This is a genomic window from Enterobacter cloacae complex sp. HYC080_NIDB (assembly GCF_056673325.1).
This window is the reverse complement of sequence record NZ_CP114212.1, coordinates 3862282-3887886: the sequence shown is the minus strand read 5'-3', so window position 1 is coordinate 3887886 and position 25605 is coordinate 3862282. Positions and strand designations below refer to the sequence as shown.

Sequence of the window (25605 nt, the reverse complement as noted above, 5' to 3'; positions counted from 1 at the left end):
ACGCAGTCCGCACAGAAATAACGAGGTACACCGTGGCGAAAGCTCCAAAACGCGCATTTGTCTGTAATGAATGTGGTGCGGATTATCCGCGCTGGCAGGGGCAATGCAGCGCCTGTCATGCCTGGAACACCATCACCGAAGTGCGTGGTGTGGCGGCTTCGCCGAGTGTGGCCCGCAACGAACGCCTGAGCGGCTATGCGGGCAATGCAGGCGTGTCGAAGGTGCAAAAGCTTTCAGACATCAGCCTGGAAGCGCTACCGCGCTTCTCCACCGGGTTCAAAGAGTTTGACCGCGTGCTCGGCGGCGGCGTGGTGCCGGGCAGTGCGATTCTGATCGGCGGTAACCCCGGGGCGGGTAAATCGACCCTGCTGCTGCAAACGCTTTGCAAGCTCGCCGAGCAGATGAAAACCCTGTACGTCACGGGGGAAGAATCACTCCAGCAGGTGGCGATGCGCGCGCACCGCCTTGGCCTGCCAACCGGCAACCTGAATATGCTGTCGGAAACCAGCATCGAGCAGATCTGCATGATCGCCGAAGAAGAGCAGCCGAAGCTGATGGTGATCGACTCCATTCAGGTGATGCACATGGCGGACATTCAGTCCTCGCCGGGCAGCGTGGCGCAGGTGCGCGAAACCGCGGCCTACCTGACACGCTTCGCCAAAACGCGCGGCGTGGCGATTGTGATGGTCGGCCATGTGACGAAAGACGGTTCCCTGGCCGGGCCAAAAGTGCTCGAACACTGTATCGACTGCTCGGTGATGCTCGACGGCGACGCGGATTCCCGCTTCCGCACCCTGCGCAGCCATAAAAACCGTTTTGGCGCGGTGAATGAATTAGGTGTTTTTGCCATGACGGAGCAGGGGCTGCGTGAAGTCAGCAACCCGTCGGCCATCTTCCTGAGCCGTGGCGACGAAGTCACCTCCGGCAGTTCGGTCATGGTGCTATGGGAAGGAACGCGCCCGCTGCTGGTTGAAATCCAGGCGCTGGTGGATCACTCGATGATGGGCAACCCGCGTCGTGTGGCGGTGGGTCTGGAACAGAACCGTCTGGCGATCCTGCTGGCGGTGCTGCACCGTCACGGTGGTCTGCAGATGGCGGATCAGGACGTCTTCGTGAACGTGGTGGGCGGGGTGAAGGTCTCGGAAACCAGCGCGGACCTGGCGTTGCTGCTGGCGATGGTCTCCAGCCTGCGCGACAGACCGCTGCCGCAGGATCTGGTGGTGTTTGGCGAGGTTGGCCTGGCCGGAGAGATCCGTCCGGTGCCGAGCGGCCAGGAGCGTATCTCCGAAGCGGCAAAACACGGCTTCCGCCGCGCGATTGTGCCCGCCGCTAACGTGCCGAAAAAAATCCCCGAAGGGATGCAGGTTTTTGGCGTTAAGAAACTCGCAGATGCGTTAAATGTCTTTGACGACTTATAATTACGTATTCGATTTTGCAGGAGGCACCGTAATTTATGTCATCATTTGACTACATCAAAACCGCAATCCGCCAGAAAGGCTGCACGTTGCAGCAGGTGGCGGACGCCAGCGGTATGACCAAAGGCTATTTAAGCCAGCTGCTGAACGCCAAAATCAAAAGCCCCAGCGCGCAGAAGCTCGAAGCGCTGCACCGTTTCCTGGGACTTGAATTTCCCCGTATGCAAAAGAACATCGGCGTGGTGTTTGGCAAGTTTTACCCGCTGCATACTGGTCACATCTACCTGATTCAGCGCGCCTGTAGCCAGGTGGACGAGCTGCACATCATTATGGGGTACGATGAAACCCGTGACCGCCAGCTGTTCGAGGACAGCGCCATGTCGCAGCAGCCGACGGTGCCTGACCGCCTGCGCTGGCTGCTCCAGACCTTTAAGTACCAGAAAAACATTCGCATTCATGCTTTTAACGAAGAGGGCATGGAGCCCTATCCGCACGGCTGGGACGTGTGGAGCAACGGCATCAAAGCGTTTATGGAAGAGAAGGGCATTGTGCCTAACTGGATCTACACCTCTGAAGAGTCCGACGCGCCGCAGTTCCGCGAGCATCTGGGCATCGAGACGGTGCTGATCGATCCGAAACGGACCTTCATGAACATCAGCGGGGCGCAGATCCGCGAAAACCCGTTCCGCTACTGGGATTATATCCCGACCGAGGTAAAGCCCTTCTTTGTACGTACCGTTGCGATCCTGGGCGGTGAGTCGAGCGGAAAATCCACTCTCGTTAATAAGCTGGCGAATATCTTCAACACGACCAGTGCGTGGGAATATGGCCGCGATTACGTTTTCTCGCACCTCGGCGGTGACGAGATGGCGCTGCAGTATTCCGACTACGATAAAATCGCGCTCGGCCACGCCCAGTACATTGATTTTGCGGTCAAATATGCCAACAAAGTGGCGTTTATTGATACCGATTTCGTCACCACGCAGGCGTTCTGTAAAAAGTACGAAGGGCGCGAGCACCCGTTCGTGCAGGCGCTGATTGACGAATACCGCTTTGACCTGGTGATCCTGCTGGAAAACAACACGCCATGGGTCGCTGATGGCATGCGCAGCCTCGGCAGCTCCGTAGACAGGCGCGAGTTCCAGTCCATGCTGGTGGAGATGCTCAACGAAAACAACGTTGAGTTTGTGCATGTTGAAGAGTCGGACTACGACTCCCGTTTCCTGCGCTGCGTCGAGCTTGTGAAGGAGATGATGGGGGAGCAGGGGTAAGCTTTAACCACCCTCTCCCTGTGGGAGAGGGCATCAGCTCCCTCAGAACGCAACCACCACTTTCCCTCGCATATGTCCCTCCAGCACTTTGCGGTGCGCCTCGGTAATGCTTTCCACGCTCAGTCCGTGAAGCGTTTCGCTGAGCGAGCTTTCCACCACGCCGTTGTCCACCAGCTTTGCAACCTCGTTTAAGATCTCGCCCTGACGCGCCATATCAGCGGTCTGGTACATGCTGCGGGTGTACATAAACTCCCAGTGCAGGGCGGCGGATTTCGATTTCAGCTTATCCTGGTTCAGCGGATGCGCGTTCTCAACGATGGAGCAGATGTGCCCCTGCGGTGCGATCAGTTCGCTGACGGCATCCCAGTGGCCGTCGGTGTCATTGAGGATGAAAATGTAATCCACATAAGTGATACCCAGTTTTGCCAGCTCACCTTTCAGGTCGCGGTAGTTCACTACCCGATCCGCACCGCGCTCGCGGCACCACCGGGCGGAATCTTCTCTTGATGCTGTCGCGATGATGTTCACCTTGCTGTTGTGCTTTGCTAACGGGATCGCCAGCGAGCCCACGCCGCCCGCGCCGCCAATAATCAACAGCGTTTTATCCGCGTCCGCATCCTGAATGTTCAGCCGTTCGAACAACCCTTCCCAGGCGGTCAGCGCGGTCAACGGCAATGCGGCTGCTGCCGCCCAGCCAAGGCTGGCAGGTTTGTGCCCGACAATACGCGCATCGATCAGCTGATGGGTGGTATTGCTGCCCGGACGAGTGATATCCCCCGCGTACCACACTTCGTCACCGGGTTTAAATCCCGTAACGGCCGTTCCCACGGCTGTTACGATACCGCTGGCATCCCACCCGAGAATGCGCGGCTCGTTCAGCCCGTTTTTGACAATGCCTGCATGCACCTTGGTGTCGACCGGGTTAACAGACACGGCTTTCACTTCGACAAGCAGATCGTGCTCGCCGGGCTGCGGCATCGGCGGGGCGATTTCAATGAACGTGCCGGGATTCGCAGGATTAACGGCAATGGCTTTAACTGACATGGATGGACTCCTCAATGGCATGCGTTTTGTTGAGGCTAGTCTATTAAGTGGTCAGCTGCATGATAAGATGGACAATCAAGAACGAAGTGTTCTCACAGGATGAACAATCATGTTTAAACAGCTTCAGGATATGGCGCTGTTTGCGCTGGTGGCCGAGATGGGCAGCTTTACTGCTGCGGCACAGAAGGCTGAACTGCCAAAATCCAGCGTCAGCCAGCGAATAAGCCAGCTGGAGCAGCAGGTAGGAATACGCCTGCTCAACCGCACGACGCGCAGAATCAGCCTGACTTTTGCAGGCGAGCATTATCTGGTGCACTGTCGCGAAATGCTGGCGGCCAGCGAGCGGGCGGAGTATGCCATTCAGCGGCTACGCGAAAACCCGAGCGGGCGGCTGCGCATCACCTGCCCGGCGGGAATTGGTGCGACGCTGCTGGCGCATATGAATGCCGAATTCCAGCTTCGCTATTCTGACGTGTCGCTGGACGTGTCGATCTCTGATGATGTGGTGGATCTGGTCGAGTCCGGCTTTGACGTGGCGCTGCGTACCGGTAAGCCGCAGGACTCCTCTCTGATTGGCCGGATGATCGGACATTGTCCGCGCTATATGCTGGCTTCACCCGACTATCTGGCGCGTCGGGAGCCGTTAATCCATCCCCGCCAACTGGTGGAGCACCGCTGCATTACCCACAAAGCCTGGTCTGAGTGGCTGCTGCGAAGCGAGAGTGAGGATTATCGCTACCTGCCGGATAACGCCCACATGACGGATAACCTGGTGTACGCCCGTGAATGTGCGATTGCTGGCGCCGGGATCACGCTATTACCCGCCTTTCTTCTGGAAGATAAGATTGAGACAGGATCGCTGGTAAAGGTGCTGCCGGAGTGGAACGTCGAGGGGAATGATTTGTGGCTGGCTTATCCGAGCCGCAAGCTGAACTCGCCTGCGCTGATGAGCTATATCGACTTTGCGATACAGTTTGACGAGGTGAAGCGGTATTACGTGGACAAATAAAAAAGCCGGGTGGAGCTGACGCTTACCCGGCCTACGAACTGTGCGGCCTGATGCCCTCACCCTGGCCCTCTCCCACGGGGATAGGGAACAAATACTAAAAACGGCAACCGAAGTTGCCGTTTTGCTTTTATTTCGCAATACGCTTGTACTTAATACGCTTCGGCTCCAGCGCGTCAGCGCCCAGCGTGCGTTTCTTGTACTCTTCGTATTCGGTGAAGTTACCTTCGAAGAACTCCACTTTCCCTTCATCCTGGTAGTCCAGAATGTGGGTCGCGATACGGTCAAGGAACCAACGGTCGTGCGAGATAACCATCGCGCAGCCCGGGAACTCCAGCAGGGCGTTTTCCAGCGCGCGCAGGGTTTCGATGTCCAGGTCGTTGGTCGGTTCATCGAGCAGCAGTACGTTACCGCCAACCTGCAGCAGCTTCGCCAGGTGCAGACGACCGCGCTCACCGCCGGACAGCTCGCCCACGCGTTTGCCCTGGTCGGTGCCTTTGAAGTTGAAGCGGCCAACGTAAGCGCGGCTTGGCATCTCGGTGTTGCCGATACGCATAATATCCAGACCGCCGGACACTTCTTCCCACACGGTTTTGCTGTTATCCATCGCGTCACGGAACTGGTCAACGGACGCCAGCTTCACGGTTTCACCCAGGGTGATAGAGCCGCTGTCAGGCTGCTCCTGACCGGACATCATGCGGAACAGCGTCGATTTACCCGCGCCGTTCGGACCGATGATCCCGACGATAGCCCCTTTTGGTACGGAGAAGGTCAGATCGTCAATCAGCAGGCGATCGCCGTATGACTTACGCAGATTGGCGACTTCAACCACTTTATCCCCCAGACGTGCTCCAGGCGGAATAAACAGTTCGTTGGTCTCGTTACGTTTCTGGTATTCGGTGTTGTTCAGCTCTTCAAAGCGTGCCAGACGGGCTTTGCCCTTAGACTGACGGCCTTTAGCGCCCTGACGAACCCACTCCAGCTCTTTCTCGATAGACTTACGACGCGCGGCTTCCTGAGAAGCTTCCTGCGCCAGACGCTGATCTTTCTGCTCCAGCCAGGAGGAGTAGTTACCTTCCCATGGAATACCTTCACCACGGTCCAGCTCCAGGATCCAGCCTGCGACGTTGTCGAGGAAGTAACGGTCGTGGGTAATTGCCACCACGGTGCCTTCGAAGTCGTGCAGGAAGCGTTCCAGCCACGCCACGGATTCCGCATCCAGGTGGTTGGTGGGTTCGTCGAGCAGCAGCATGTCTGGTTTTTCCAGCAGCAGGCGGCACAGCGCTACGCGGCGGCGTTCACCCCCGGAAAGATTGGCGATTTTCGCATCCCAGTCCGGCAGGCGCAGGGCATCGGCCGCGCGCTCCAGCTGCACGTTCAGGTTATGACCGTCGTGCGCCTGGATAATCTCTTCAAACTTGCCCTGCTGAGCGGCCAGCTTGTCGAAGTCTGCATCCGGCTCGGCGTATTTGGCATACACTTCATCCAGACCTTTCAGGGCGTTAACCACTTCGGAAACCGCTTCTTCAACGGATTCACGAACGGTGTGTTCCGGGTTCAGCTGAGGTTCCTGCGGCAGGTAGCCGATCTTGATGCCAGGCTGCGGACGGGCTTCACCTTCGATGTCTGTATCGATGCCGGCCATGATGCGCAGCAGGGTGGACTTACCGGCACCGTTGAGACCCAGGACACCAATTTTTGCGCCCGGGAAGAAGCTCAGCGAGATATTTTTAAGAATATGACGTTTCGGCGGGACAACTTTGCCGACACGATGCATGGTATAAACGAATTGAGCCACGTTGGACTTCGCCTCTTTTATCGTAATGAGAAGGAATTTCAGCCTCGAAGTGTAGCCTTTTTCACGCCCTAATCCCAGCCAGGAACGTCGGGAGTGTTAAAACGCGCAAGAAAGGTAAAAAAGTGTCCATAACGTGGCGCGTTGCAGGATGCCTGGTTAGCATAAGTTGGTGTGACTTTGACGTGGCAAGACGCTGCAATTGACGAAAAAACAATGAGGAAGAGCTTGTGGAAAAAGCCAAACAGGTGGTCTGGCGTCTGCTGGCTGCCAGCGTATGCGTAATGGCGGTAAGCCAGGCGGTGCATGCCGATTCACTGGATGAACAACGTAATCGCTACGCCCAGATTAAACAGGCGTGGGACAATAAGCAGATGGATACCGTGCAGGCGCTGATGCCGACGCTGAAGGATTATCCACTGTATCCGTATCTGGAGTATCGCCAGATCACTGACGATCTCATGAACCAGCCGACCGTCACTGTGAATAATTTCATTCAGGCGAACCCGACCCTGCCGCCTGCGCGAACCCTGCAATCTCGTTTTGTGAATGAACTGGCGCGTCGCGAAGACTGGCGCGGGCTGCTGGCATTTAGCCCTGATAAGCCGAATACCACTGAAGCGCAGTGTAACTACTACTATGCGAAATGGGCGACCGGACAGCAGGAAGAGGCCTGGGCCGGGGCGAAGGATCTTTGGCTGACCGGCAAAAGCCAGCCGAATGCCTGTGATTCGCTGTTTGGCGCGTGGCGAGCCTCCGGCAAGCAGGATCCGCTGGCCTATCTTGAGCGTATTCGCCTGGCGATGAAAGCCGGCAACACGCGCCTGGTGACCGCGCTGGCGGGGCAGATGCCCTCCGATTATCAGACGATCTCTACGGCCGTTATCGCGCTGGCAAACGATCCGAACAGCGTTCTGACCTTTGCCCGCAGCACGGGCGCGACTGACTTTACCCGTCAGATGGCGGCGGTGGCTTTTGCCAGCGTGGCGCGCGACGATGTGGAAAACGCCCGGCTGATGATCCCGCAGCTGGTGCAGGCGCAGCAGCTAAATGACGATCAAACCCAGGAGCTGCGTGACATCGTGGCGTGGCGACTGATGGGCACGGATGTGACCGACGAACAGGCACGCTGGCGAGATGATGCCATTATGCGTTCGAACTCCACGTCGCTGGTGGAGCGCCGCGTGCGCATGGCGCTGGGCACCGGCGATCGCCGGGGGCTGAATACCTGGCTCGCACGTTTGCCGATGGACGCCAAAGAGAAAGATGAATGGCGCTACTGGCAGGCCGATCTGCTGATGGAGCGCGGTCGTGATGATGAAGCCAAAGAGATCCTCCACGGCCTGATGCAGCAGCGCGGCTTCTACCCGATGGTAGCCGCGCAGCGCCTGGGCGAGGAGTATACCTTCCGCATTGATAAAGCGCCCGCGAATGCGAACCCGGCGCTGACGCAGGGGCCAGAGATGGCGCGCGTGCGCGAGCTGATGTACTGGAATATGGACAATACCGCGCGCAGCGAGTGGGCGAATCTGGTAACCAGTCGCACCACCGACGAGAAAGCCCAGCTTGCCCGCTATGCGTTTGATAACCACTGGTGGGATCTGAGCGTGCAGGCGACGATCGCCGGTAAGCTTTGGGATCATCTTGAAGAGCGTTTCCCGCTGGCGTACAACGATCTTTTCGAACGCTACACCAGCGGCAAAGATATCCCGCAAAGTTACGCGATGGCGATTGCCCGTCAGGAGAGTGCCTGGAATCCGAAAGTCCGCTCCCCGGTGGGGGCCAGCGGTCTGATGCAAATTATGCCGGGAACGGCGACCCATACGGTGAAGATGTTTAACATCCCCGGGTACAGTAGCCCCTCACAGCTTCTCGATCCGGATACCAACATCAACATCGGTACCAGCTATCTGCAGTATGTTTATCAGCAGTTTGGCAATAACCGCATTTTCTCTTCGGCGGCGTATAACGCGGGGCCGGGGCGCGTGCGTACCTGGCTCGGCAACAGCGCCGGACGCATCGATGCCGTGGCGTTTGTGGAGAGCATTCCGTTCTCAGAAACGCGCGGTTATGTGAAGAACGTGCTGGCGTACGATGCTTACTATCGCTACTTCATGGGGCAGAAAGATACCCTGATGAGCGATGCCGAGTGGCAGAGACGTTACTGATCGGCGTGGGTTGTGTTATGCTGTACTCGCTAATGAGTACAAGAGGCAGCATAACATGACCCAGCATTCCCCGTATTCCTCGGCAATGGCCGAACAGCGTCACCAGGAGTGGCTTCGTTTTGTGGAGCTGCTTCGCCAGTCTTACGATCAGGATTTGCACTTACCTCTTATGCAGCTGATGCTGACCCCAGACGAGCGTGAAGCGCTGGGCACGCGCGTGCGGATCATTGAAGAGCTACTGCGCGGTGAAATGAGCCAGCGTGAGCTGAAAAATGAGCTGGGCGCGGGCATCGCGACGATCACCCGCGGCTCGAACAGCCTGAAGTCTGCGCCGGTCGAGCTGCGCCAGTGGCTGGAAGCGGTGTTGTTGAAAAATACCTAACGATATATCGCGTTATGGAACGGGCTTAACGCTAAAATCACCGCCTGGTGGTAAACGCCTGAACGCGTGAGCGTGCCCGCAGTAAAGACGCCAATCGCCCCTTCTTTGCGCCCAATCTCATCAATGCCGGTGTACTGTGACATCACCGGCCCGAGCGCTTCGCCTTCGCGCACTTTGTTCAGAATGATCTCTGGCAGCGGCAGGGTGGCAGAACGCGCTTCACCGCGCTGCTCTCGGCTTTCTATCACTACCCAGCTAAAGGTGGCACCTTCGTCGATCCCGGCTTCAATGGCGACCCAGAAGTCCGCCTTTGGGGCCGCGGCTTTAGCATTTGCCACGCGATTTCGTGCGCCAGCGCGCGTTTCCTCGCTGCCAAACGGCTGTTCAGGTACGCCACTCTCGACGCCGATGGCTTCGATATGGCAGGATCCTTCGCCGAAAATCTCTTCAAAAGCCTTTAGAATTGCCTGAATTTTGGCAGGATTGGTGGTAGCAGAGACAACATGGTGCATAATTAAGCTCGATTCAAAAAAAACTCATCGCAGTATAACGGAAAAAAAGCATGTTACAGGTATACCTTGTTCGCCACGGTGAGACGCAGTGGAACGCCGAGCGACGTATTCAAGGCCAGTCAGACAGTCCTCTCACTGAGAAGGGGATCCAGCAAGCGTGGCAGGTGGCAGAGCGTGCCAGGACGCTGGGCATTACCCACGTGATCACCAGCGATTTAGGTCGCACGCAGCAGACAGCGCGCATCATCGCAGATGCCTGCGGCTGTGACGTGATGCTTGAGCCGCGTCTGCGCGAGCTGGATATGGGCGTGCTGGAAAAACGCCATATCGATACGCTGACCGAAACGGAAGAGGGCTGGCGTCGTACGCTGGTCAACGGTACCGAAGATGGCCGCATCCCGGAGGGGGAATCCATGCAGGAGCTGAGCGTGCGTATGCATGCCGCACTGGCGGAATGTCTGAAGCTTCCGGCAGGTAGCCGTCCGCTGCTGGTGAGTCACGGTATTGCGCTGGGCTGCCTGGTGAGCACCATTCTGGGATTACCGGCTTATGCTGAACGTCGTCTGCGTCTGCGCAACTGCTCTATTTCCCGAATTGATTATCAGGAAAGTGCGTGGCTGGCGTCGGGTTGGGTCGTGGAGATGGCAGGGGACATTTCGCATCTCGATGCCCCTGCGCTTGATGAACTGCAGCGTTAACGACGTATCGGAATTAAGAATTCCATCCGCAGATTGATTGGGCCTTCTTCCGGTTTCGCATCCTGCGCCGGGTAGTAGCGCTCAATGTCCTGACCTTTACGGCGATTCAGATTCAGCATCGGCATGCAGGTTCCGTAAACGGTCAGGATGAACTCCTGAACGCCCGTTCCCAGTCCTTCATACGAGAACATCACGTATTCGCCGCCTTCCAGCACGACCGGTTTAGACCCCTGAATATAACCATTTGCCATCTCTGGCGTCAGCGCGGTGGTGTAGAACACCTCCTGCTCGTCGTCTTTTTCCTGGCTTGGGTGCGTTTCGTTGAGACCATAGAGGATCGGTGGGATCGCTGGCGCATGACTCAGGAAGTCGCGCCAGAACTGGACACGCATCTGATGACGGAACTCAGAAATCTGCTCAAGAGAACAGGAGTAGCTCTGGGTCGTACCGATCAGATGGGTTTCCGGCAGCGTGACAATTTCGTATTTCGGCATGGCGAACTCGCCCAGACGCAGCGGCGGGCGCATACCAAACGAGCTCCAGTCTGGCGAGCGGCGATAGAGCGCTGGCGTCAACGAGAACTGTTTTTTAAACGCACGGGTGAAGGTCTGCTGCGAATCAAAACGATACTGCAAGGCAATATCCAGAATGGGCCGCGCGGTCAGGCGCAATGCCACCGCAGACTTGGACAAACGACGTGCGCGAATATAGGCCCCGATAGCATGACCGGTGACATCCTTGAACATCCTTTGCAGATGCCACTTGGAATAGCCTGCTTTAGCCGCCACATTATCCAGTGACAAAGGCTGGTCGAGATGACCTTCCAGCCAGGTGAGCAGGTCGCGAATAATTCCAGCCTGATCCATATACTATCCTCATCCTTAAAACAGCAGGTGCCTGATAACAGGTTAGCGGATAATAGCATTTTTTGATGTTTTAGCATTCAGTGTTTTTTTTGCGCATTAATGCCTTTTCTCCCCCTTTTTGGGCGAATATATTCTAATCCTGTGATCTTGCTACATTTTTGTCTAAAGTGTTGAATAATCGCTCAATGCAATTTTAAAGAATGGTAACAATATGAAATACAAGACTTTGCTTCTTACCGCTCTGTTGCTGGTTGTTGGCCGTGCGGCGCAAGCGGAACAGATTGGATCTGTCGATACCGTGTTCAAAATGTTTGGCCCGGACCACAAAATTGTGGTGGAGGCGTTTGACGATCCAGATGTGAAAAACGTCACCTGCTACGTCAGCCGTGCGAAGACGGGCGGGATTAAAGGCGGTCTGGGGCTGGCGGAAGATACCTCCGATGCGGCGATCTCCTGCCAGCAGGTGGGGCCGGTTGAGCTGAGCGATAAAATTAAAAACGGTAAAGCGCAGGGTGACGTGGTGTTCCAGAAACGGACGTCGCTGGTGTTCAAAAAGCTGCAGGTAGTGCGTTTCTATGATGCGAAGCGCAATACGCTGGCTTATCTTGCCTATTCCGACAAAGTGGTGGAAGGCTCGCCGAAAAACGCCATCAGCGCCGTGCCGATTATGCCATGGCATTAATTCAGGGATGAACCATGCAACAACCTGTGGTCTGGCTGGTTGAAGACGAAACCAGTATCGCCGATACGCTTATCTACATGCTTCAGCAGGAAGGCTTTGCGGTAAAGGCGTTTGAGCGCGGTTTACCGGTGCTGGAGGAGGCGCGGCGGCAGATCCCGGCGCTCGCCATTCTGGATGTTGGGCTGCCGGACATCAGCGGCTTTGAACTCTGCCGCCAGCTGCTGGCGCAGCATCCGTCACTTCCGGTGCTGTTTCTCACGGCACGCAGTGATGAAGTGGATAAACTCCTCGGGCTGGAAATGGGCGCCGACGACTACGTCGCCAAGCCTTTTTCTCCGCGAGAGGTCTGCGCCCGGGTAAGGACAATTTTACGGCGGATGCAAAAATCCGCCGCGCCAGCAGAAACGATGCGTATCGGGCAATTTGAGCTAAATGAACCTGCCGCCCGAATAAGCTGGTGCGGTGAAGTTTTACCCCTGACCCGCTACGAGTTCTTGCTGCTCAAAACCTTTTTACAGGCCCCCGGGCGGGTATTTTCTCGCCAGCAGCTGATGGACAAGGTATGGGGTGAAGACGGCGACAGCTTCGATCGTACCGTGGATACCCATATCAAAACCCTGCGCGCCAAGCTGCGGGCGGTAAACGATGAACAGTCTCCCATTAGTACCCATCGCGGTATGGGCTACAGTCTGGGCCTTTACTGATGCGCATTGGGATGCGGTTGTTGCTGGGATATTTCCTGATCGTGGGCATCGCCGCGTGGTTTGTGCTGTCGATTTTTGTTCAGGAAGTGAAGCCCGGCGTGCGCAGGGCCACCGAGGGGACGTTGATCGATACCGCGACCTTGCTTGCCGAAATCGGGCGCGACGATCTTCTTTCGGGGAATGCTCAGCAGGGCAAACTGGCGCAGGCCTTTTCACAGCTCCATCAGCGGCCTTTCCGCGCCAACCTCGGCGGCATCTATAAGGTGCGTAACGAGTATCACGTCTATATGACCGATGCGCAGGGCAGAGTGGTGTTTGATTCCGCCGGTCTGGCCGTGGGGCAAGATTACTCGCGCTGGAACGATGTCTGGCTGACGCTTCGCGGTAAATACGGCGCGCGCAGCACTCAGAGCAATCCAGACGATCCTGAGAGTACGGTGATGTATGTTGCCGCGCCGGTTGTGGAGCAGGGTAAGATTATCGGCGTGCTGTCGGTCGGGAAACCGAACAGCGCGATGGCACCGGTTATCCACCGCAGCGAGCGGCGGATCCTCTGGGCGGGTGGCGCGTTGCTCGGCATTGCCTTGCTGATTGGTCTCCTTGTCGCCTGGTGGATCAATCGTTCTATCAGTACGTTATCGCGCTATGCCGATTCGGTGACCACCGACACGCCTCTCCCGCTACCTAATCCGGGCAGCAGCGAACTGCACAAGCTGGCCCAGGCGCTGGAGAATATGCGCATTCGTCTCGAAGGGAAAAATTACATTGAACGCTATGTCCATGCGCTCACCCACGAGCTGAAAAGCCCGATGGCGGCCATACGCGGCGCGGCGGAAATCCTTGCCGAGCAGCCGCCGCCGCAGGTGGCAGCACGCTTTATTGATAACATTCTGGTACAAAACGCACGCATGCAGTCGCTGGTTGAAAAACTGCTCGCGCAGGCGCGGCTTGAAAATCGGGTCGAGATTACGCCGGAGGTCATCCGGGTCAATTCACTGTTTACGCGGCTTGCTGACGCGCGCTCGGCCCTGCTATCGGCAAAAGCGATTGTGCTGACTATCCAGCCTGTTCCGTTTAATGTTGAAGGCGATCCCGATCTCCTCGAACAGGCGCTCGGCAATTTGCTGGATAACGCCATCGATTTTACGCCTCAGGGCGGAACCATTGAACTGGCGGCCCGGGAAGAGCAGGGGCAGATACAGCTTGTCATCATCGACAGCGGAAGCGGGATCCCGGATTACGCGCTGGATCGTATTTTTGAACGCTTCTATTCCCTTCCGCGCGAGAACGGGCTTAAGAGCAGTGGGCTCGGGCTGGCCTTTGTGCAGGAGGTGGCGCGTCTGCATCAGGGAGAGATTACATTGCGCAATCGTGATGAGGGCGGCGTGATGGCCACGCTGACACTTCACCGTCCCTTCACATAACTTCAAACTGCCCCCACACAGCCTGGTTACGCTCTCTTCATCACAAAGGAGACGTAATGATGAAATCCCCCCTGTTCTGGAAAATAAGCACCCTGCTGGGGTGCATTCTGCTGCTGTTAGTCCCGCTGTTTATGGTAAGTAACCTCATTGCAGAGCGTGAAAGCTACCGTAATGATGTCGAAAATACGCTTCGCCAGAGCACCAGCGGACCGCAAAAACTGATCGGCCCGCTGATTGCGATTCCGGTGACAGAGATCTTTTACAAGCTAGAGGATGAGAAGAAGGTCGAGTACAAGAAAAGCTATCTGCATTTTATCCTGCCGGAGTCGCTGCTTGTTGAGGGTAACCAGCGCGTTGAGTCCCGAAATATCGGCATCTATGACGGACAGATCTGGAACACCGATCTCAAAATAAAAGCGCAGTTCAGCACCGAAAAAATGACGCAGCTTAAAGGGGAGACGATGACCCTTGGGCAGCCGTTTATCGTTGTTGGAGTGGGCGATGCACGCGGTATTGGCACGGTGAAAGTCTCCAGTATCAATGGCGAGACGCTGAGCGTAGAGCCGGGTTCGGGCGTATCTGGCGCGCTTTCCGGTGTTCATATCCCGCTGACGGATAAAGCGCTGGAGTCAAAAACGTTTGCCATGGAGATGTCGCTGAATCTGGCGGGGACGGGGAGTTTTGCCGTGGTGCCCGTGGGACGTAACAGCGAAATGGCGCTGAACAGCAACTGGCCGCATCCGGGCTTCATGGGCAACTATCTGCCGGTGAAACACAAAATCGGTGATTCAGGTTTTCAGGCGAACTGGCAGAGCAGCTGGTTTGCGAACAACCTTGAGAGCTGGTTCAACGGGAGTGAATCTCCTGCGTGGGAGTCGATCCCGGCTTTTAGCGTCACGGTAGCCACACCTGCCGATCAGTATCAGCTGACTGACCGGGCAATCAAGTATGCTATTTTGCTGATTGCGCTGACGTTTATGGCCTTCTTTGTCTTCGAAACCTTAACCGGGCTGCGCCTGCACCCAATGCAGTATCTGCTGGTGGGGCTGTCGCTGGTGCTGTTCTATCTGGTGCTGCTGGCGCTGTCAGAACACGTCGGCTTTACGCCTGCCTGGGTTGTTGCAAGCCTGGTGGGTGCTGCGATGAACGGGATGTACCTGCAGGCGGTGCTAAAAAGCTGGAAGCGCAGCGGGTTGTTTGTGCTGGCCTTGCTGGGGCTGGACGTGGTGATGTGGTTCCTGCTGCGCTCGGAGGATAGTGCGCTGCTGTTGGGGTCAGCGGTGCTCGCACTGGCACTGTTCGCCGTGATGTACCTGACCCGGCATTTCGACTGGTATTCGCTTTCACAGCCGAAGCGCCCTGAGCCACCCGCAGAGCCCGATAACGACACGATGCGGATCTGGAAATAAAAAAAACGGCGCGAATGCGCCGTTTTTCTTTATTGCATTGACTGCGGGATTACTCCTGCAGGTCTCCGCAGAAACGGTACCCTTCGCCGTGGATAGTGGCGATGATTTCCGGCGTATCAGGCGTAGATTCGAAATGTTTACGAATACGACGGATGGTCACGTCTACGGTACGGTCGTGTGGCTTCAGCTCACGGCCGGTCATTTTCTTCAGCAGTTCTGCACGGGACTGAATTTTGCCCGGGTTTTCGCAGAAGTGCAGCATCGCGCGGAATTCGCTGCGCGGCAGTTTATACTGCTCACCGTTCGGGCTAATCAGCGAACGGCTATTGATATCAAGTTCCCAGCCGTTGAATTTGTAGCTATCGACGCTACGACGCTCTTCACTGACCGTGCCCAGGTTCATGGTGCGGGACAGCAGGTTGCGTGCACGAATGGTTAACTCGCGTGGGTTGAACGGCTTGGTGATGTAGTCATCCGCACCGATTTCCAGGCCAAGAATTTTATCAACTTCGTTGTCACGGCCTGTCAGGAACATTAACGCGACGTTCGCCTGCTCACGCAGTTCGCGCGCCAGAAGAAGCCCGTTTTTGCCCGGCAGGTTGATATCCATGATTACCAGGTTGATATCATTTTCAGAAAGGATCTGATGCATCTCTGCGCCATCGGTCGCTTCAAAGACATCGTAGCCTTCTGCTTCGAAAATGCTCTTTAACGTGTTGCGTGTTACCAACTCGTCTTCAACGATAAGAATGTGCGGGGTCTGCATGTTTGCTACCTAAATTGCCAACTAAATCGAAACAGGAAGTACAAAAGTCCCTGACCTGCCTGATGCATGTCGCAAATTAACATGATCGGCTTAACGTGACTAAAGTACGTAATTGCGTTCTTGATGCACTTTCCATCAACGTCAACAACATCATTAGCTTGGTCTTGGGTACTTTCCCTTTGGACCCGACAGTGTCAAAAACGGCTGTCATCCTAACCATTTTAACAGCAACATAACAGGCTAAGTGACACCAGACACCCAATAAAACTACGCTTCGTTGACATATATCAAGTTCAATTGTAGCACGTTAACAGTTTGATGAAATCATCGTAGCCGAATGCTAGCCTTTGTCACAATTTTTCAATAAACCAACTAGTTGCGGACATTGATATATAAACGAAGCGAATCCAATCAGAATAGGGTATTCATGATGCCATTATCATTATAAAACATAAGGATAATGGTCTTCTGTTAACATTCTAACTGATTGTTCAGACACAAAATAGTTTAGCGTCTTTAATTTGTTATGAAACGCTATTTCGGTGATTTGTGTTGCAAATTTGTAAATTTGCGCTGCGTAATATGTTGAAGTGCATCACATTTTTACCCGCTAACTGATTAAAAAGAGAGCATAAATGCATCTGTCGATTGTACTGGTCGCCCCAGCCAGAGCAGAAAATATAGGCGCTGCGGCGCGTGCCATGAAGACCATGGGTTTTACCGATTTACGTATTGTGGACAGCACTGCGCACCTGGAGCCTGCTGCCCGCTGGGTGGCGCATGGTTCGGGAGATATTCTCGATAATATAACGACTTACGCTACGCTTGCCGACGCACTGCATGACATTTCGTTTACCGTTGCGACCACCGCCCGCAGCCGCGCGAAGTTCCATTACTACGCCACGCCTGCTGAGCTGGTGCCCATGCTGGAAGAGAAAAGCCAGTGGCTTGAGAAAGCGGCGCTGGTGTTTGGCCGCGAAGATTCCGGACTCACTAACGAAGAGCTGGCACTGGCGGACGTTCTGACTGGCGCGCCGATGGTCGCGGATTATCCGTCTCTGAATTTAGGCCAGGCGGTCATGGTCTATTGCTATCAATTAGCATCCTTAATACAAATCCCCCAGCCGCCCGATACAGGAACCGATGAAAACCAGCTGGCTGCACTTCGCGCTCGCGTGGAGAACTTGCTCTTGCGGCTGGATGTGGCGGACGATCAAAAAATGGCTGACTGGCTACACCAGCGTCTCGGACGACTTGAGCAGCGGGACACGGCAATGTTGCACCGTTTGCTGCACGATATTGAAAAAAAATTAGCCGAGTAAAATGCTGTCATAAGTTTTCACTATGGCGAAATTGTCTGTCATGGAGGGTTGCATTTGGGGGAATCGGATGAAAATAAATCGGCAAACAGCGGGGCGTGAGTCTCTGCGGAATTGTGATCAAATTAAAAATTCATTGACTTAAGGTGCCCGATCCTTTAACCCTAAAAGAATACAGCACAGACAGATAATAATGGCAGAGTACACAACATCCATGAAACGCATCAGCATCACCACCATTACTACAACCATCATCATTACCACAGGTAACGATGCGGGCTGACGCGTACAGGAAAAACAAAAAAAAGCCCGCACCTGAACAGTGCGGGCTTTTTTTTCGGCTAAAGGAAACGAGGTAGAACCATGCGAGTGTTGAAGTTCGGCGGTACATCAGTGGCAAATGCAGAACGTTTTCTGCGTGTTGCCGATATCCTGGAGAGCAACGCCAGGCAGGGGCAGGTTGCGACCGTGCTCTCTGCCCCGGCAAAAATCACGAACCATCTGGTGGCGATGATTGAAAAAACCATCGGTGGTCAGGATGCACTTCCGAACATCAGCGATGCCGAGCGTATCTTCGCTGAGCTGCTGCAGGGGCTGGCGGAGGCACAGCCCGGCTTCCCGCTCGCACAGCTGAAGTCTTTCGTTGAGCAGGAGTTTGCTCAGATCAAACATGTACTGCACGGTATCAGCCTGCTGGGCCAGTGTCCGGACAGCATCAACGCGGCGCTGATCTGCCGCGGTGAGAAACTGTCAATCGCCATCATGGCTGGCCTGCTGGAAGCGCGTGGCCACGGCGTGACCGTCATCAATCCGGTTGAAAAACTGCTTGCGGTGGGCCACTACCTCGAATCTACCGTTGATATTGCCGAATCAACCCGCCGTATCGCCGCGAGCAAAATCCCGTCTGACCACATGATCCTGATGGCGGGCTTTACCGCCGGAAATGAGAAGGGTGAGCTGGTGGTGCTGGGCCGTAACGGCTCCGACTACTCTGCCGCCGTGCTGGCTGCCTGTTTACGCGCAGACTGTTGTGAGATCTGGACTGACGTCGACGGCGTGTATACCTGCGACCCGCGCCAGGTACCGGACGCCAGGTTGCTGAAGTCGATGTCTTACCAGGAAGCGATGGAGCTTTCCTACTTCGGCGCCAAAGTGCTTCACCCACGTACCATCTCCCCGATTGCCCAGTTCCAGATCCCTTGCCTGATTAAAAACACCGGTAACCCGCAAGCGCCAGGCACGCTGATTGGTGCCAGCTCCGATGAAGATGGCCTGCCGGTGAAAGGCATCTCCAACCTGAATAACATGGCGATGTTCAGCGTCTCCGGTCCGGGGATGAAGGGCATGGTCGGCATGGCGGCGCGCGTATTTGCCGCAATGTCACGCAATGGTATCTCGGTGGTGCTGATCACGCAGTCCTCTTCCGAGTACAGCATCAGCTTCTGCGTGCCGCAGGCCGACTGCCTGCGCGCACGCCGTGCGCTGGAAGAAGAGTTTTATCTGGAGCTGAAAGAGGAGTTGCTGGAGCCGCTCTCCATTCAGGAGCGTCTGGCCGTCATCTCCGTCGTGGGCGACGGGATGCGCACCCTGCGCGGTATCTCCGCGAAGTTCTTTGCCGCGCTGGCCCGCGCCAACATCAATATCGTGGCGATTGCCCAGGGCTCGTCTGAGCGTTCTATCTCCGTCGTGGTGGATAACGACGATGCCACCACCGGCGTGCGCGTGGTGCATCAGATGCTGTTCAATACCGATCAGGTCATTGAGCTGTTCCTGATTGGTGTGGGCGGTGTCGGCGGCGCGCTGCTCGAGCAGGTGAAGCGTCAGCAGGCGTGGCTCAAGAAGAAACATATCGATCTGCGCGTCTGCGGTATTGCCAATTCCAGAGCGCTACTGACCAATGTGCATGGTCTGAATCTTGAAAACTGGCAGGCCGGGCTGGAAGAGGCGAAAGAGCCGTTTAATCTGGGTCGCCTTATCCGTCTGGTAAAAGAGTACCATCTGCTTAACCCGGTGATTGTCGACTGTACGTCAAACCAGGCCGTTGCCGACCAGTATGCGGATTTCCTGCGCGAAGGCTTCCACGTGGTGACGCCGAACAAAAAGGCCAACACCTCGTCGATGGATTACTATCACCAGCTGCGTCTGGCGGCGAGCAAGTCGCGCCGTAAGTTCCTGTACGACACCAACGTGGGCGCCGGCCTGCCGGTTATCGAAAATCTGCAAAATCTGCTGAATGCGGGCGACGAACTGCAGCGTTTCTCCGGCATTCTCTCCGGCTCCCTGTCGTTTATCTTTGGCAAGCTGGACGAGGGCATGAGCCTCTCGGAAGCCACCCGCGCCGCGCGCGAGCTGGGCTATACCGAGCCGGATCCACGTGACGATCTCTCCGGCATGGACGTGGCGCGTAAGCTGCTGATCCTCGTGCGCGAAACCGGTCGTGAGCTGGAGCTTTCGGACATTGTGATTGAACCCGTGTTGCCAGCCGAGTTTGACAGCAGCGGTGATGTCAGCACCTTTATGGCGAATTTACCCCAGCTTGACGATGCTTTTGCCGCGCGCGTGGCGAAAGCCCGTGATGAAGGTAAGGTATTGCGCTATGTTGGCAACATTGAAGAAGATGGCGTGTGCCGGGTGAAGATTGCCGAAGTGGATGGCAACGATCCGCTGTACAAAGTCAAAAACGGCGAAAACGCCCTCGCGTTTTACAGCCACTATTATCAGCCATTACCGCTGGTGCTTCGCGGCTATGGCGCAGGGAACGATGTTACAGCGGCGGGTGTGTTTGCCGATCTGTTGCGTACCCTGTCATGGAAGTTAGGAGTTTAACATGGTCAAAGTTTATGCCCCGGCTTCCAGCGCCAATATGAGCGTCGGATTCGATGTGCTGGGTGCGGCGGTCACGCCGGTGGACGGTTCGCTGTTGGGCGATACGGTTACGGTTGAGGCGGCGGCGAGTTTCAGCCTCAATAACGTGGGCCGATTCGCCAGCAAACTGCCGTCCGACCCGCGCGAGAATATCGTCTATCAGTGCTGGGAACGCTTCTGTCAGGAGATCGGCAAAAACGTGCCGGTCGCCATGACGCTGGAAAAAAGTATGCCGATTGGTTCGGGGCTGGGCTCCAGCGCCTGTTCCGTGGTTGCCGCGCTGGTGGCGATGAACGAGCACTGCGGCAAGCCTTTGAATAACAGCCGCCTGCTGGGGTTAATGGGCGAGCTGGAAGGGCGTATCTCCGGCAGTATCCACTATGACAATGTGGCACCGTGCTTCCTTGGCGGTATGCAGCTGATGATCGAAGAAAATGGCATCATCAGCCAGCAGGTGCCAGGGTTTGATGAGTGGCTGTGGGTGCTGGCGTATCCGGGGATTAAGGTCTCTACCGCGGAAGCGCGTGCGATCCTGCCTGCGCAATATCGTCGTCAGGACTGTATTGCTCACGGACGTCATCTGGCGGGCTTTATCCACGCCTGCTATACCCGTCAGCCGCAGCTGGCGGCGAAGCTGATGAAGGATGTCATTGCCGAGCCGTACCGCACGAAGCTGCTGCCTGGCTTTAACGAGGCGCGACAGGCCGCCATGGATATCGGCGCGCAGGCGTGCGGCATCTCCGGCTCCGGCCCGACGCTGTTCGCCCTGTGCGATAAGCCAGACACCGCGCAGCGCGTGGCGGACTGGCTCTCTAAACACTACCTGCAAAATCAGGAAGGCTTTGTTCATATTTGCCGTCTGGACACGGCTGGCGCACGAGTACTGGGATAACGAATGAAACTCTATAACCTTAAAGATCATAACGAGCAGGTCAGCTTCGCGCAGGCAGTGACTCAGGGGCTGGGCAAAAATCAGGGGCTGTTCTTCCCGCATGACCTGCCGGAATTTCAGCTGACCGAGATTGATGAACTGCTGAAGCAGGACTTTGTCACCCGCAGCACCAAAATTCTGTCTGCGTTTATCGGCGACGAAATCCCTCAGGAGCTGCTGGAAGAGCGCGTGCGTGCGGCGTTTGCCTTCCCGGCTCCGGTGCAGCAGGTGGAGCCTGACGTCGGTTGTCTGGAGCTGTTCCACGGCCCGACCCTGGCGTTTAAAGACTTCGGCGGCCGCTTTATGGCGCAGATGCTGACCCACATCAGCGGCGACAAGCCGGTGACCATTCTGACAGCCACCTCTGGCGATACCGGTGCCGCGGTCGCGCATGCGTTCTACGGCCTGAAAAACGTCCGCGTGGTGATCCTCTATCCAAAAGGCAAAATCAGCCCGCTGCAGGAAAAACTGTTCTGTACGCTCGGCGGCAACATTGAGACCGTGGCGATCGACGGTGACTTTGATGCCTGTCAGGCGCTGGTCAAGCAGGCGTTCGATGATGAAGAGCTGAAGGCCGCGCTGGGGCTGAATTCCGCCAACTCCATCAACATCAGCCGTCTGCTGGCGCAGATTTGCTACTACTTCGAAGCGGTAGCGCAGCTGCCGCAGGAAGCGCGCAATCAGCTGGTGGTGTCCGTACCAAGCGGTAACTTCGGTGACCTGACGGCGGGATTACTGGCGAAATCGCTCGGTCTGCCGGTGAAGCGCTTTATCGCCGCTACCAACGCCAACGACACCGTGCCGCGCTTCCTGAAAGACGGGAAATGGGCACCGAACGCGACGCAGGCAACGCTCTCCAATGCCATGGATGTGTCACAGCCAAACAACTGGCCGCGCGTGGAAGAGCTGTTCCGCCGCAAGGTATGGCGTCTGGTGGACCTGGGCTACGCGGCGGTGACGGATGAGACCACTAAAGCGACCATGCGCGAGCTGAAGGCGGTGGGATATACCTCTGAGCCGCACGCGGCAATTGCGTATCGCGCACTGCGCGACCAGCTCAACCCGGGGGAATATGGTCTGTTCCTCGGTACCGCCCATCCCGCCAAGTTCAAAGAGAGCGTGGAAGCGATCCTGGGCGAAACGCTGCCGCTGCCAAAAGAGCTGGCCGAGCGTGCCGACCTGCCGCTGTTGTCACACGAGCTGCCTGCGGATTTTGCCGCGCTGCGTAAGCTGATGATGACTCGCGCGTGATTGTGTTGCCCGGTGGCGGCTACGCCTTACCGGACCTACGGGGTTTGTAGGCCGGGTAAGCGCAGCGCCACCCGGCAAAAGCAGCACCGATTTTTAGGCCGGGAAAGGCGAAGCCGCCACCCGGCTTTTTTTGTGAAGAAAATAAGGAGGAATAAAGCAGGAAAAAAGCAGAAATTCCCAATAAATGCGGTCACTTAGCGTTTAGGATTGCAGAGAATAACATCCCCCGTTCCCCTCGCGTACTCTCCTTACATCGGCCCACGTTGGGCAAGAAGAATAAGGAGTCACAGATGTCTACACTGAAACCTGCACTCATCGCGCTTTCACTGGTGCTGGTCGCTCCCATGGCGGCACAGGCATCCGAAATCACCCTCGTACCGGCGGTTAAACTGCAGATTGGCGACCGGGACAACAGCGGGCATTACTGGGACGGCGGCCGCTGGCGCGACCACGACTGGTGGAAGGCGCATTATGACTGGCGTGATAACCACTGGCGCCCGCATGACGAACATCGCGATCGTGACGATCGACACGACCATCATCATGACGATCGCCATCCAGGGCCGGACTGGAAGCACCATTAATGCAACACCCCGCCAGCAGGCGGGGTGTTGTTTTACTGTTCGTGGCGTTTAAAGACCAGTTCGCCTTTCCCCGACGCGTCTTCGTCAAAGAAATAGCCTTCGCTGTTAAAACCGGTCAGCTGCTCCGGCTTGGTCAGGCGGTTCTGAATGATATAGCGGCTCATGAGGCCCCGCGCCTTTTTGGCATAGAAGCTGATGACCTTGAACTTGCCGTTTTTCTCATCCAGGAAGACCGGCTTGATGATCTCCGCATCCAGCTTTTTCGGTTTCACCGACTTGTAGTATTCATCGGATGCCAGGTTAATCACCACGTTATCGCCCTGAGCGCGTAGCGCCGCGTTCAGCTTGTCGGTGATAATTTCGCCCCAGAAATGGTACAAGTCTTTGCCTTTGGCGTTTTCAAGACGAATGCCCATCTCCAGACGGTACGGCTGCATCAGATCCAGCGGACGCAGTACGCCATACAGACCCGACAGCATACGCAGATGCTGCTGGGCAAAATCGAAGTCGGCTTCACTGAAGTCTTCCGCCTGCAGACCGGTATAGACATCACCTTTAAACGCCAGAATCGCCTGACGCGCGTTAGCAGGGGTGAAATCCGGATGCCATTCATGGAATCGGGTCGCGTTCAGGTCTGCCAGCTTGTCGCTGATGCCCATCAGCGAGGCGATTTGCGGCGCAGAGAGCTTGCGCGCTTCACGGATCAGCTGCTGTGAATAATCCAGCAGTTCTGGCTGGGTATAGCGCTCAATGGCGAGCGGGCTCTGGTAGTCGAGCGTTTTTGCAGGTGAAATCAGAATCAGCATATCCAGTCCTTGCAGGAAATTTAGAGCGACTTTAACAAAAAATCGCCCTGAATTGATCGATAGCTGTTATCGCCGGGGCAAATCATCCCAGGTGCCAGGGGCTAGTTGTGACGCAATTTCGGGGTAACGTGACGCATCAAATACCGGGGCAACCCCCAGCTTGCGCTGGCGAAGATAATCTTTGGCAATAAGCGTCACAACGGGGGAGAGCAGCAGGATCGCCGTCAGGTTAGTGATTGCCATTAGCGCCATAATGACATCCGCCAGCTGCCAGATCATAGGCATCGTCAGAAGGGCGCCCGCGAACACCATCAGTATCACCCCCAGGCGAAGCAGGAGGATAGCAGGGCGAGCGTTGAATCTCAGGAAAATGAGGTTGTTTTCAGCGTACAGATAGTTGACCACAATTGAGCTGAAGGAGAACAACATCAGTATGAGCGAGACAAAGCCAGCCCCCCAGCCGCCGGTCAGGTTCACCAGCGCCTGCTGAAGAAATTGTATCCCGACGGCATCCGAGGTATGGGGTACCGGGCCGGCCAGCAGGAGGATCATGGCACTGGCGGAACAGATGATCACCGTATCCATAAAGACGCCGATCATCTGCACAATACCCTGCGCAGCCGGGTGTGGCGGCCACGAAGAGGCGGCCGCTGCGACGTTGGGAGTGGAACCCATTCCGGCTTCATTGGAGAACATGCCCCGTTGAAAACCTGCCATCAATGCCTGGCTCAGGGTATAGCCCAGCGCGCCTGATGCGACTTCTCGCCAGCCAAAGGCGCTTTTAAAGATGGACGCAATGACCCCCGGAACCTGTTCGAAATGCAGTGCTGCAACGACCAGACTCGCGGCAACCCAGAGCAGGGCCATAATGGGCACCAGCCACTGCATCAGGCGGGCGACGCCCCTAAGGCCGGCAGAAATGGCGAGCAAAACAAAGAGGGCTAACACGCTGCCCGTGAGCCACTCCGGACAGGAGAAGGTATAGCGCAGAGCATGGGCAACCGAGTTTGACTGGACGGTATTAAAAATGAGGCCGTATGCGAACAGTAAAAAAAGCGAGAACAGCACGCCCATCCAGCGCATCCCTAAACCACGCGCCATATACCATGACGGGCCGCCACGAAACTGTCCGCTTTTATCCTTCTCTTTGTAGAGTTGCGCCAGCGAACTTTCGGCGAAAGAGGTGGCCATTCCCAGAAGTGCCGTGACCCACATCCAGAACACTGCGCCAGGCCCTCCTGCGCTGATGGCCAGTGCAACGCCTGCCAGATTGCCGCTGCCAAGGCGTGCCGCAAGGCTGGTACACAGCGCCTGAAACGAGGTGAGTCCGCCCGGATGGGGCGTGACGCTGTTTTTCAGACTTCTGCCAAACTTGCGAATATAGCGAAACTGGATAAACCCACTGCGTAGCGTAAACCAGATACCTGCTCCCAGGAGCAGGTAAATCATTATCGAGCCCCAGAGGACTTCGTTAATAAAGAAAAAGAAATCAGGCATTAACGTCCCTCTTGTTGATGCCAATGTGAATATGTAAGCGCTACCACTGATTGGGGATGCTGTTGCTTAGCAGCCTGTTAATATTCTCAGTTTATCATACTCTGCCTAAGCGCACTGTCTGCGGTTGCGCTACCCCTCCGTCGTGTTATCATCAGGGCAGACCGGTTACATCCCCCTAACAAGTAAACCTGTCATTTTTCCGCTGCAGGC

The 25605-nt window shown here is 56.1% G+C and carries 24 protein-coding genes and 1 other annotated feature; of the genes, 17 read left to right on the top strand and 7 right to left on the bottom strand.

Annotated features, from left to right (window positions below; translation table 11 throughout):
• Window positions 1-32 precede the first annotated feature (32 nt).
• Both radA and nadR read left to right on the top strand, forming a co-directional pair.
• Complete coding sequence (gene radA / locus O1723_RS18475) at window positions 33-1418, top strand: DNA repair protein RadA (protein ID WP_014882467.1); 1386 nt, start codon at window positions 33-35, stop codon at window positions 1416-1418.
• Window positions 1419-1453: 35 nt separating this feature from the next.
• Window positions 1454-2686, top strand: coding sequence for a multifunctional transcriptional regulator/nicotinamide-nucleotide adenylyltransferase/ribosylnicotinamide kinase NadR (gene nadR, locus O1723_RS18470; protein ID WP_023336735.1), 1233 nt, complete (start codon window positions 1454-1456; stop codon window positions 2684-2686).
• Between the two features lie 42 nt (window positions 2687-2728).
• On the opposite strand, the gene O1723_RS18465 is transcribed toward nadR, so the two are convergent.
• A complete protein-coding gene (locus tag O1723_RS18465; protein WP_023336736.1) occupies window positions 2729-3730 on the bottom strand; it encodes a zinc-binding alcohol dehydrogenase family protein in 1002 nt (333 codons plus the stop codon).
• A gap of 109 nt (window positions 3731-3839) precedes the next feature.
• Here O1723_RS18465 and O1723_RS18460 point away from each other — a divergent pair, with 109 nt between their 5' ends.
• Window positions 3840-4739 carry a LysR family transcriptional regulator gene (locus O1723_RS18460; protein WP_023336737.1) on the top strand — a complete coding sequence of 300 codons (900 nt, stop codon included), beginning with the start codon at window positions 3840-3842 and terminating at the stop codon, window positions 4737-4739.
• A 127-nt stretch (window positions 4740-4866) separates the two neighbouring features.
• Here O1723_RS18460 and ettA read toward each other — a convergent pair whose 3' ends face one another.
• Window positions 4867-6534 carry an energy-dependent translational throttle protein EttA gene (ettA, locus tag O1723_RS18455; RefSeq protein WP_023336738.1) on the bottom strand — a complete coding sequence of 556 codons (1668 nt, stop codon included), beginning with the start codon at window positions 6532-6534 and terminating at the stop codon, window positions 4867-4869.
• Window positions 6535-6761: 227 nt separating this feature from the next.
• Between ettA and sltY the strand changes: the two genes are divergently transcribed.
• Both sltY and trpR read left to right on the top strand, forming a co-directional pair.
• On the top strand, window positions 6762-8699 hold the full coding sequence (sltY, locus tag O1723_RS18450) for a murein transglycosylase (protein ID WP_023332044.1): 1938 nt from the start codon (window positions 6762-6764) through the stop codon (window positions 8697-8699).
• A 55-nt stretch (window positions 8700-8754) separates the two neighbouring features.
• Window positions 8755-9081 carry a trp operon repressor gene (gene trpR, locus O1723_RS18445; RefSeq protein WP_014882472.1) on the top strand — a complete coding sequence of 109 codons (327 nt, stop codon included), beginning with the start codon at window positions 8755-8757 and terminating at the stop codon, window positions 9079-9081.
• Here trpR and yjjX read toward each other — a convergent pair.
• Window positions 9078-9593, bottom strand: a complete 516-nt coding sequence (gene yjjX, locus O1723_RS18440) for an inosine/xanthosine triphosphatase (RefSeq protein ID WP_014882473.1) — start codon at window positions 9591-9593, stop codon at window positions 9078-9080. The genes trpR and yjjX overlap by 4 nt on opposite strands.
• A 50-nt stretch (window positions 9594-9643) precedes the next feature.
• Here yjjX and gpmB point away from each other — a divergent pair, with 50 nt between their 5' ends.
• Complete coding sequence (gpmB, locus tag O1723_RS18435; RefSeq protein WP_014882474.1) at window positions 9644-10291, top strand: 2,3-diphosphoglycerate-dependent phosphoglycerate mutase GpmB; 648 nt, start codon at window positions 9644-9646, stop codon at window positions 10289-10291.
• On the opposite strand, the gene robA is transcribed toward gpmB, so the two are convergent.
• Window positions 10288-11157 (bottom strand): MDR efflux pump AcrAB transcriptional activator RobA, encoded by an 870-nt coding sequence (gene robA, locus O1723_RS18430; protein WP_023336739.1) that lies wholly within the window; start codon window positions 11155-11157, stop codon window positions 10288-10290. The genes gpmB and robA overlap by 4 nt on opposite strands.
• A 211-nt stretch (window positions 11158-11368) precedes the next feature.
• Between robA and creA the strand changes: the two genes are divergently transcribed.
• From creA to creD, 4 genes are read left to right on the top strand one after another with little or no spacing between them, the layout of a single operon-like run.
• Window positions 11369-11839, top strand: coding sequence for a protein CreA (creA, locus tag O1723_RS18425; protein WP_023332045.1), 471 nt, complete (start codon window positions 11369-11371; stop codon window positions 11837-11839).
• Window positions 11840-11853: 14 nt separating this feature from the next.
• Window positions 11854-12543: a two-component system response regulator CreB gene (gene creB / locus O1723_RS18420; RefSeq protein ID WP_014882477.1), complete on the top strand. Its 690-nt coding sequence runs from the start codon at window positions 11854-11856 to the stop codon at window positions 12541-12543.
• Window positions 12543-13967, top strand: a complete 1425-nt coding sequence (gene creC, locus O1723_RS18415) for a two-component system sensor histidine kinase CreC (protein ID WP_023336740.1) — start codon at window positions 12543-12545, stop codon at window positions 13965-13967. The genes creB and creC overlap by 1 nt, the downstream gene beginning before the upstream one ends.
• Before the next feature lie 56 nt (window positions 13968-14023).
• On the top strand, window positions 14024-15376 hold the full coding sequence (gene creD, locus O1723_RS18410) for a cell envelope integrity protein CreD (RefSeq protein ID WP_023336741.1): 1353 nt from the start codon (window positions 14024-14026) through the stop codon (window positions 15374-15376).
• A gap of 49 nt (window positions 15377-15425) precedes the next feature.
• Here creD and arcA read toward each other — a convergent pair whose 3' ends face one another.
• The gene (gene arcA, locus O1723_RS18405; RefSeq protein WP_003856501.1) at window positions 15426-16142 is read right to left on the bottom strand and encodes a two-component system response regulator ArcA; all 717 of its coding nucleotides are present in this window, start codon (window positions 16140-16142) and stop codon (window positions 15426-15428) included.
• A 95-nt stretch (window positions 16143-16237) separates the two neighbouring features.
• On the opposite strand from arcA, the gene yjjY reads away from it, so the two are divergent.
• The 7 genes from yjjY to O1723_RS18370 all read left to right on the top strand — a co-directional run bounded on the left by yjjY (window position 16238) and on the right by O1723_RS18370 (window position 23092).
• Window positions 16238-16378: a YjjY family protein gene (gene yjjY, locus O1723_RS18400; protein ID WP_085928893.1), complete on the top strand. Its 141-nt coding sequence runs from the start codon at window positions 16238-16240 to the stop codon at window positions 16376-16378.
• Between the two features lie 399 nt (window positions 16379-16777).
• Complete coding sequence (locus tag O1723_RS18395) at window positions 16778-17464, top strand: tRNA/rRNA methyltransferase (protein WP_023336742.1); 687 nt, start codon at window positions 16778-16780, stop codon at window positions 17462-17464.
• 211 nt (window positions 17465-17675) lie between these two features.
• Window positions 17676-17744: a thr operon leader peptide gene (thrL, locus tag O1723_RS18390; protein WP_015572623.1), complete on the top strand. Its 69-nt coding sequence runs from the start codon at window positions 17676-17678 to the stop codon at window positions 17742-17744.
• Window positions 17683-17800, top strand: a sequence feature (Thr leader region). It overlaps the preceding gene by 62 nt.
• Window positions 17801-17824: 24 nt before the next feature.
• Entirely contained in the window at window positions 17825-20287 is a 2463-nt protein-coding gene (gene thrA, locus O1723_RS18385; RefSeq protein ID WP_014882481.1) for a bifunctional aspartate kinase/homoserine dehydrogenase I, read from the top strand.
• A 1-nt stretch (window position 20288) separates the two neighbouring features.
• Window positions 20289-21218 (top strand): homoserine kinase, encoded by a 930-nt coding sequence (gene thrB / locus O1723_RS18380; RefSeq protein WP_014882482.1) that lies wholly within the window; start codon window positions 20289-20291, stop codon window positions 21216-21218.
• Window positions 21219-21221: 3 nt separating this feature from the next.
• The gene (gene thrC / locus O1723_RS18375) at window positions 21222-22508 is read left to right on the top strand and encodes a threonine synthase (RefSeq protein ID WP_023332051.1); all 1287 of its coding nucleotides are present in this window, start codon (window positions 21222-21224) and stop codon (window positions 22506-22508) included.
• Between the two features lie 290 nt (window positions 22509-22798).
• Entirely contained in the window at window positions 22799-23092 is a 294-nt protein-coding gene (locus O1723_RS18370) for a DUF2502 domain-containing protein (RefSeq protein WP_014882484.1), read from the top strand.
• A gap of 32 nt (window positions 23093-23124) precedes the next feature.
• On the opposite strand, the gene yaaA is transcribed toward O1723_RS18370, so the two are convergent.
• Complete coding sequence (yaaA, locus tag O1723_RS18365) at window positions 23125-23898, bottom strand: peroxide stress protein YaaA (protein ID WP_038421288.1); 774 nt, start codon at window positions 23896-23898, stop codon at window positions 23125-23127.
• A 66-nt stretch (window positions 23899-23964) separates the two neighbouring features.
• The gene (locus O1723_RS18360; RefSeq protein ID WP_023336743.1) at window positions 23965-25395 is read right to left on the bottom strand and encodes an alanine/glycine:cation symporter family protein; all 1431 of its coding nucleotides are present in this window, start codon (window positions 25393-25395) and stop codon (window positions 23965-23967) included.
• Between the last annotated feature and the right edge of the window lie 210 nt (window positions 25396-25605).

Excerpts from the sequence above, each read along its gene's own strand:
- nadR (WP_023336735.1), top strand. The coding sequence starts at position 1,454 with ATGTCATCATTTGACTACATCAAAACCGCAATCCGCCAGAAAGGCTGC.
- O1723_RS18465 (WP_023336736.1), bottom strand. The coding sequence starts at position 3,730 with ATGTCAGTTAAAGCCATTGCCGTTAATCCTGCGAATCCCGGCACGTTC.
- O1723_RS18460 (WP_023336737.1), top strand. The coding sequence starts at position 3,840 with ATGTTTAAACAGCTTCAGGATATGGCGCTGTTTGCGCTGGTGGCCGAG.
- trpR (WP_014882472.1), top strand. The coding sequence starts at position 8,755 with ATGACCCAGCATTCCCCGTATTCCTCGGCAATGGCCGAACAGCGTCAC.
- yjjX (WP_014882473.1), bottom strand. The coding sequence starts at position 9,593 with ATGCACCATGTTGTCTCTGCTACCACCAATCCTGCCAAAATTCAGGCA.
- gpmB (WP_014882474.1), top strand. The coding sequence starts at position 9,644 with ATGTTACAGGTATACCTTGTTCGCCACGGTGAGACGCAGTGGAACGCC.
- robA (WP_023336739.1), bottom strand. The coding sequence starts at position 11,157 with ATGGATCAGGCTGGAATTATTCGCGACCTGCTCACCTGGCTGGAAGGT.
- creA (WP_023332045.1), top strand. The coding sequence starts at position 11,369 with ATGAAATACAAGACTTTGCTTCTTACCGCTCTGTTGCTGGTTGTTGGC.
- creB (WP_014882477.1), top strand. The coding sequence starts at position 11,854 with ATGCAACAACCTGTGGTCTGGCTGGTTGAAGACGAAACCAGTATCGCC.
- creC (WP_023336740.1), top strand. The coding sequence starts at position 12,543 with ATGCGCATTGGGATGCGGTTGTTGCTGGGATATTTCCTGATCGTGGGC.
- creD (WP_023336741.1), top strand. The coding sequence starts at position 14,024 with ATGATGAAATCCCCCCTGTTCTGGAAAATAAGCACCCTGCTGGGGTGC.
- arcA (WP_003856501.1), bottom strand. The coding sequence starts at position 16,142 with ATGCAGACCCCGCACATTCTTATCGTTGAAGACGAGTTGGTAACACGC.
- O1723_RS18395 (WP_023336742.1), top strand. The coding sequence starts at position 16,778 with ATGCATCTGTCGATTGTACTGGTCGCCCCAGCCAGAGCAGAAAATATA.
- thrA (WP_014882481.1), top strand. The coding sequence starts at position 17,825 with ATGCGAGTGTTGAAGTTCGGCGGTACATCAGTGGCAAATGCAGAACGT.
- thrB (WP_014882482.1), top strand. The coding sequence starts at position 20,289 with ATGGTCAAAGTTTATGCCCCGGCTTCCAGCGCCAATATGAGCGTCGGA.
- thrC (WP_023332051.1), top strand. The coding sequence starts at position 21,222 with ATGAAACTCTATAACCTTAAAGATCATAACGAGCAGGTCAGCTTCGCG.
- O1723_RS18370 (WP_014882484.1), top strand. The coding sequence starts at position 22,799 with ATGTCTACACTGAAACCTGCACTCATCGCGCTTTCACTGGTGCTGGTC.
- yaaA (WP_038421288.1), bottom strand. The coding sequence starts at position 23,898 with ATGCTGATTCTGATTTCACCTGCAAAAACGCTCGACTACCAGAGCCCG.
- O1723_RS18360 (WP_023336743.1), bottom strand. The coding sequence starts at position 25,395 with ATGCCTGATTTCTTTTTCTTTATTAACGAAGTCCTCTGGGGCTCGATA.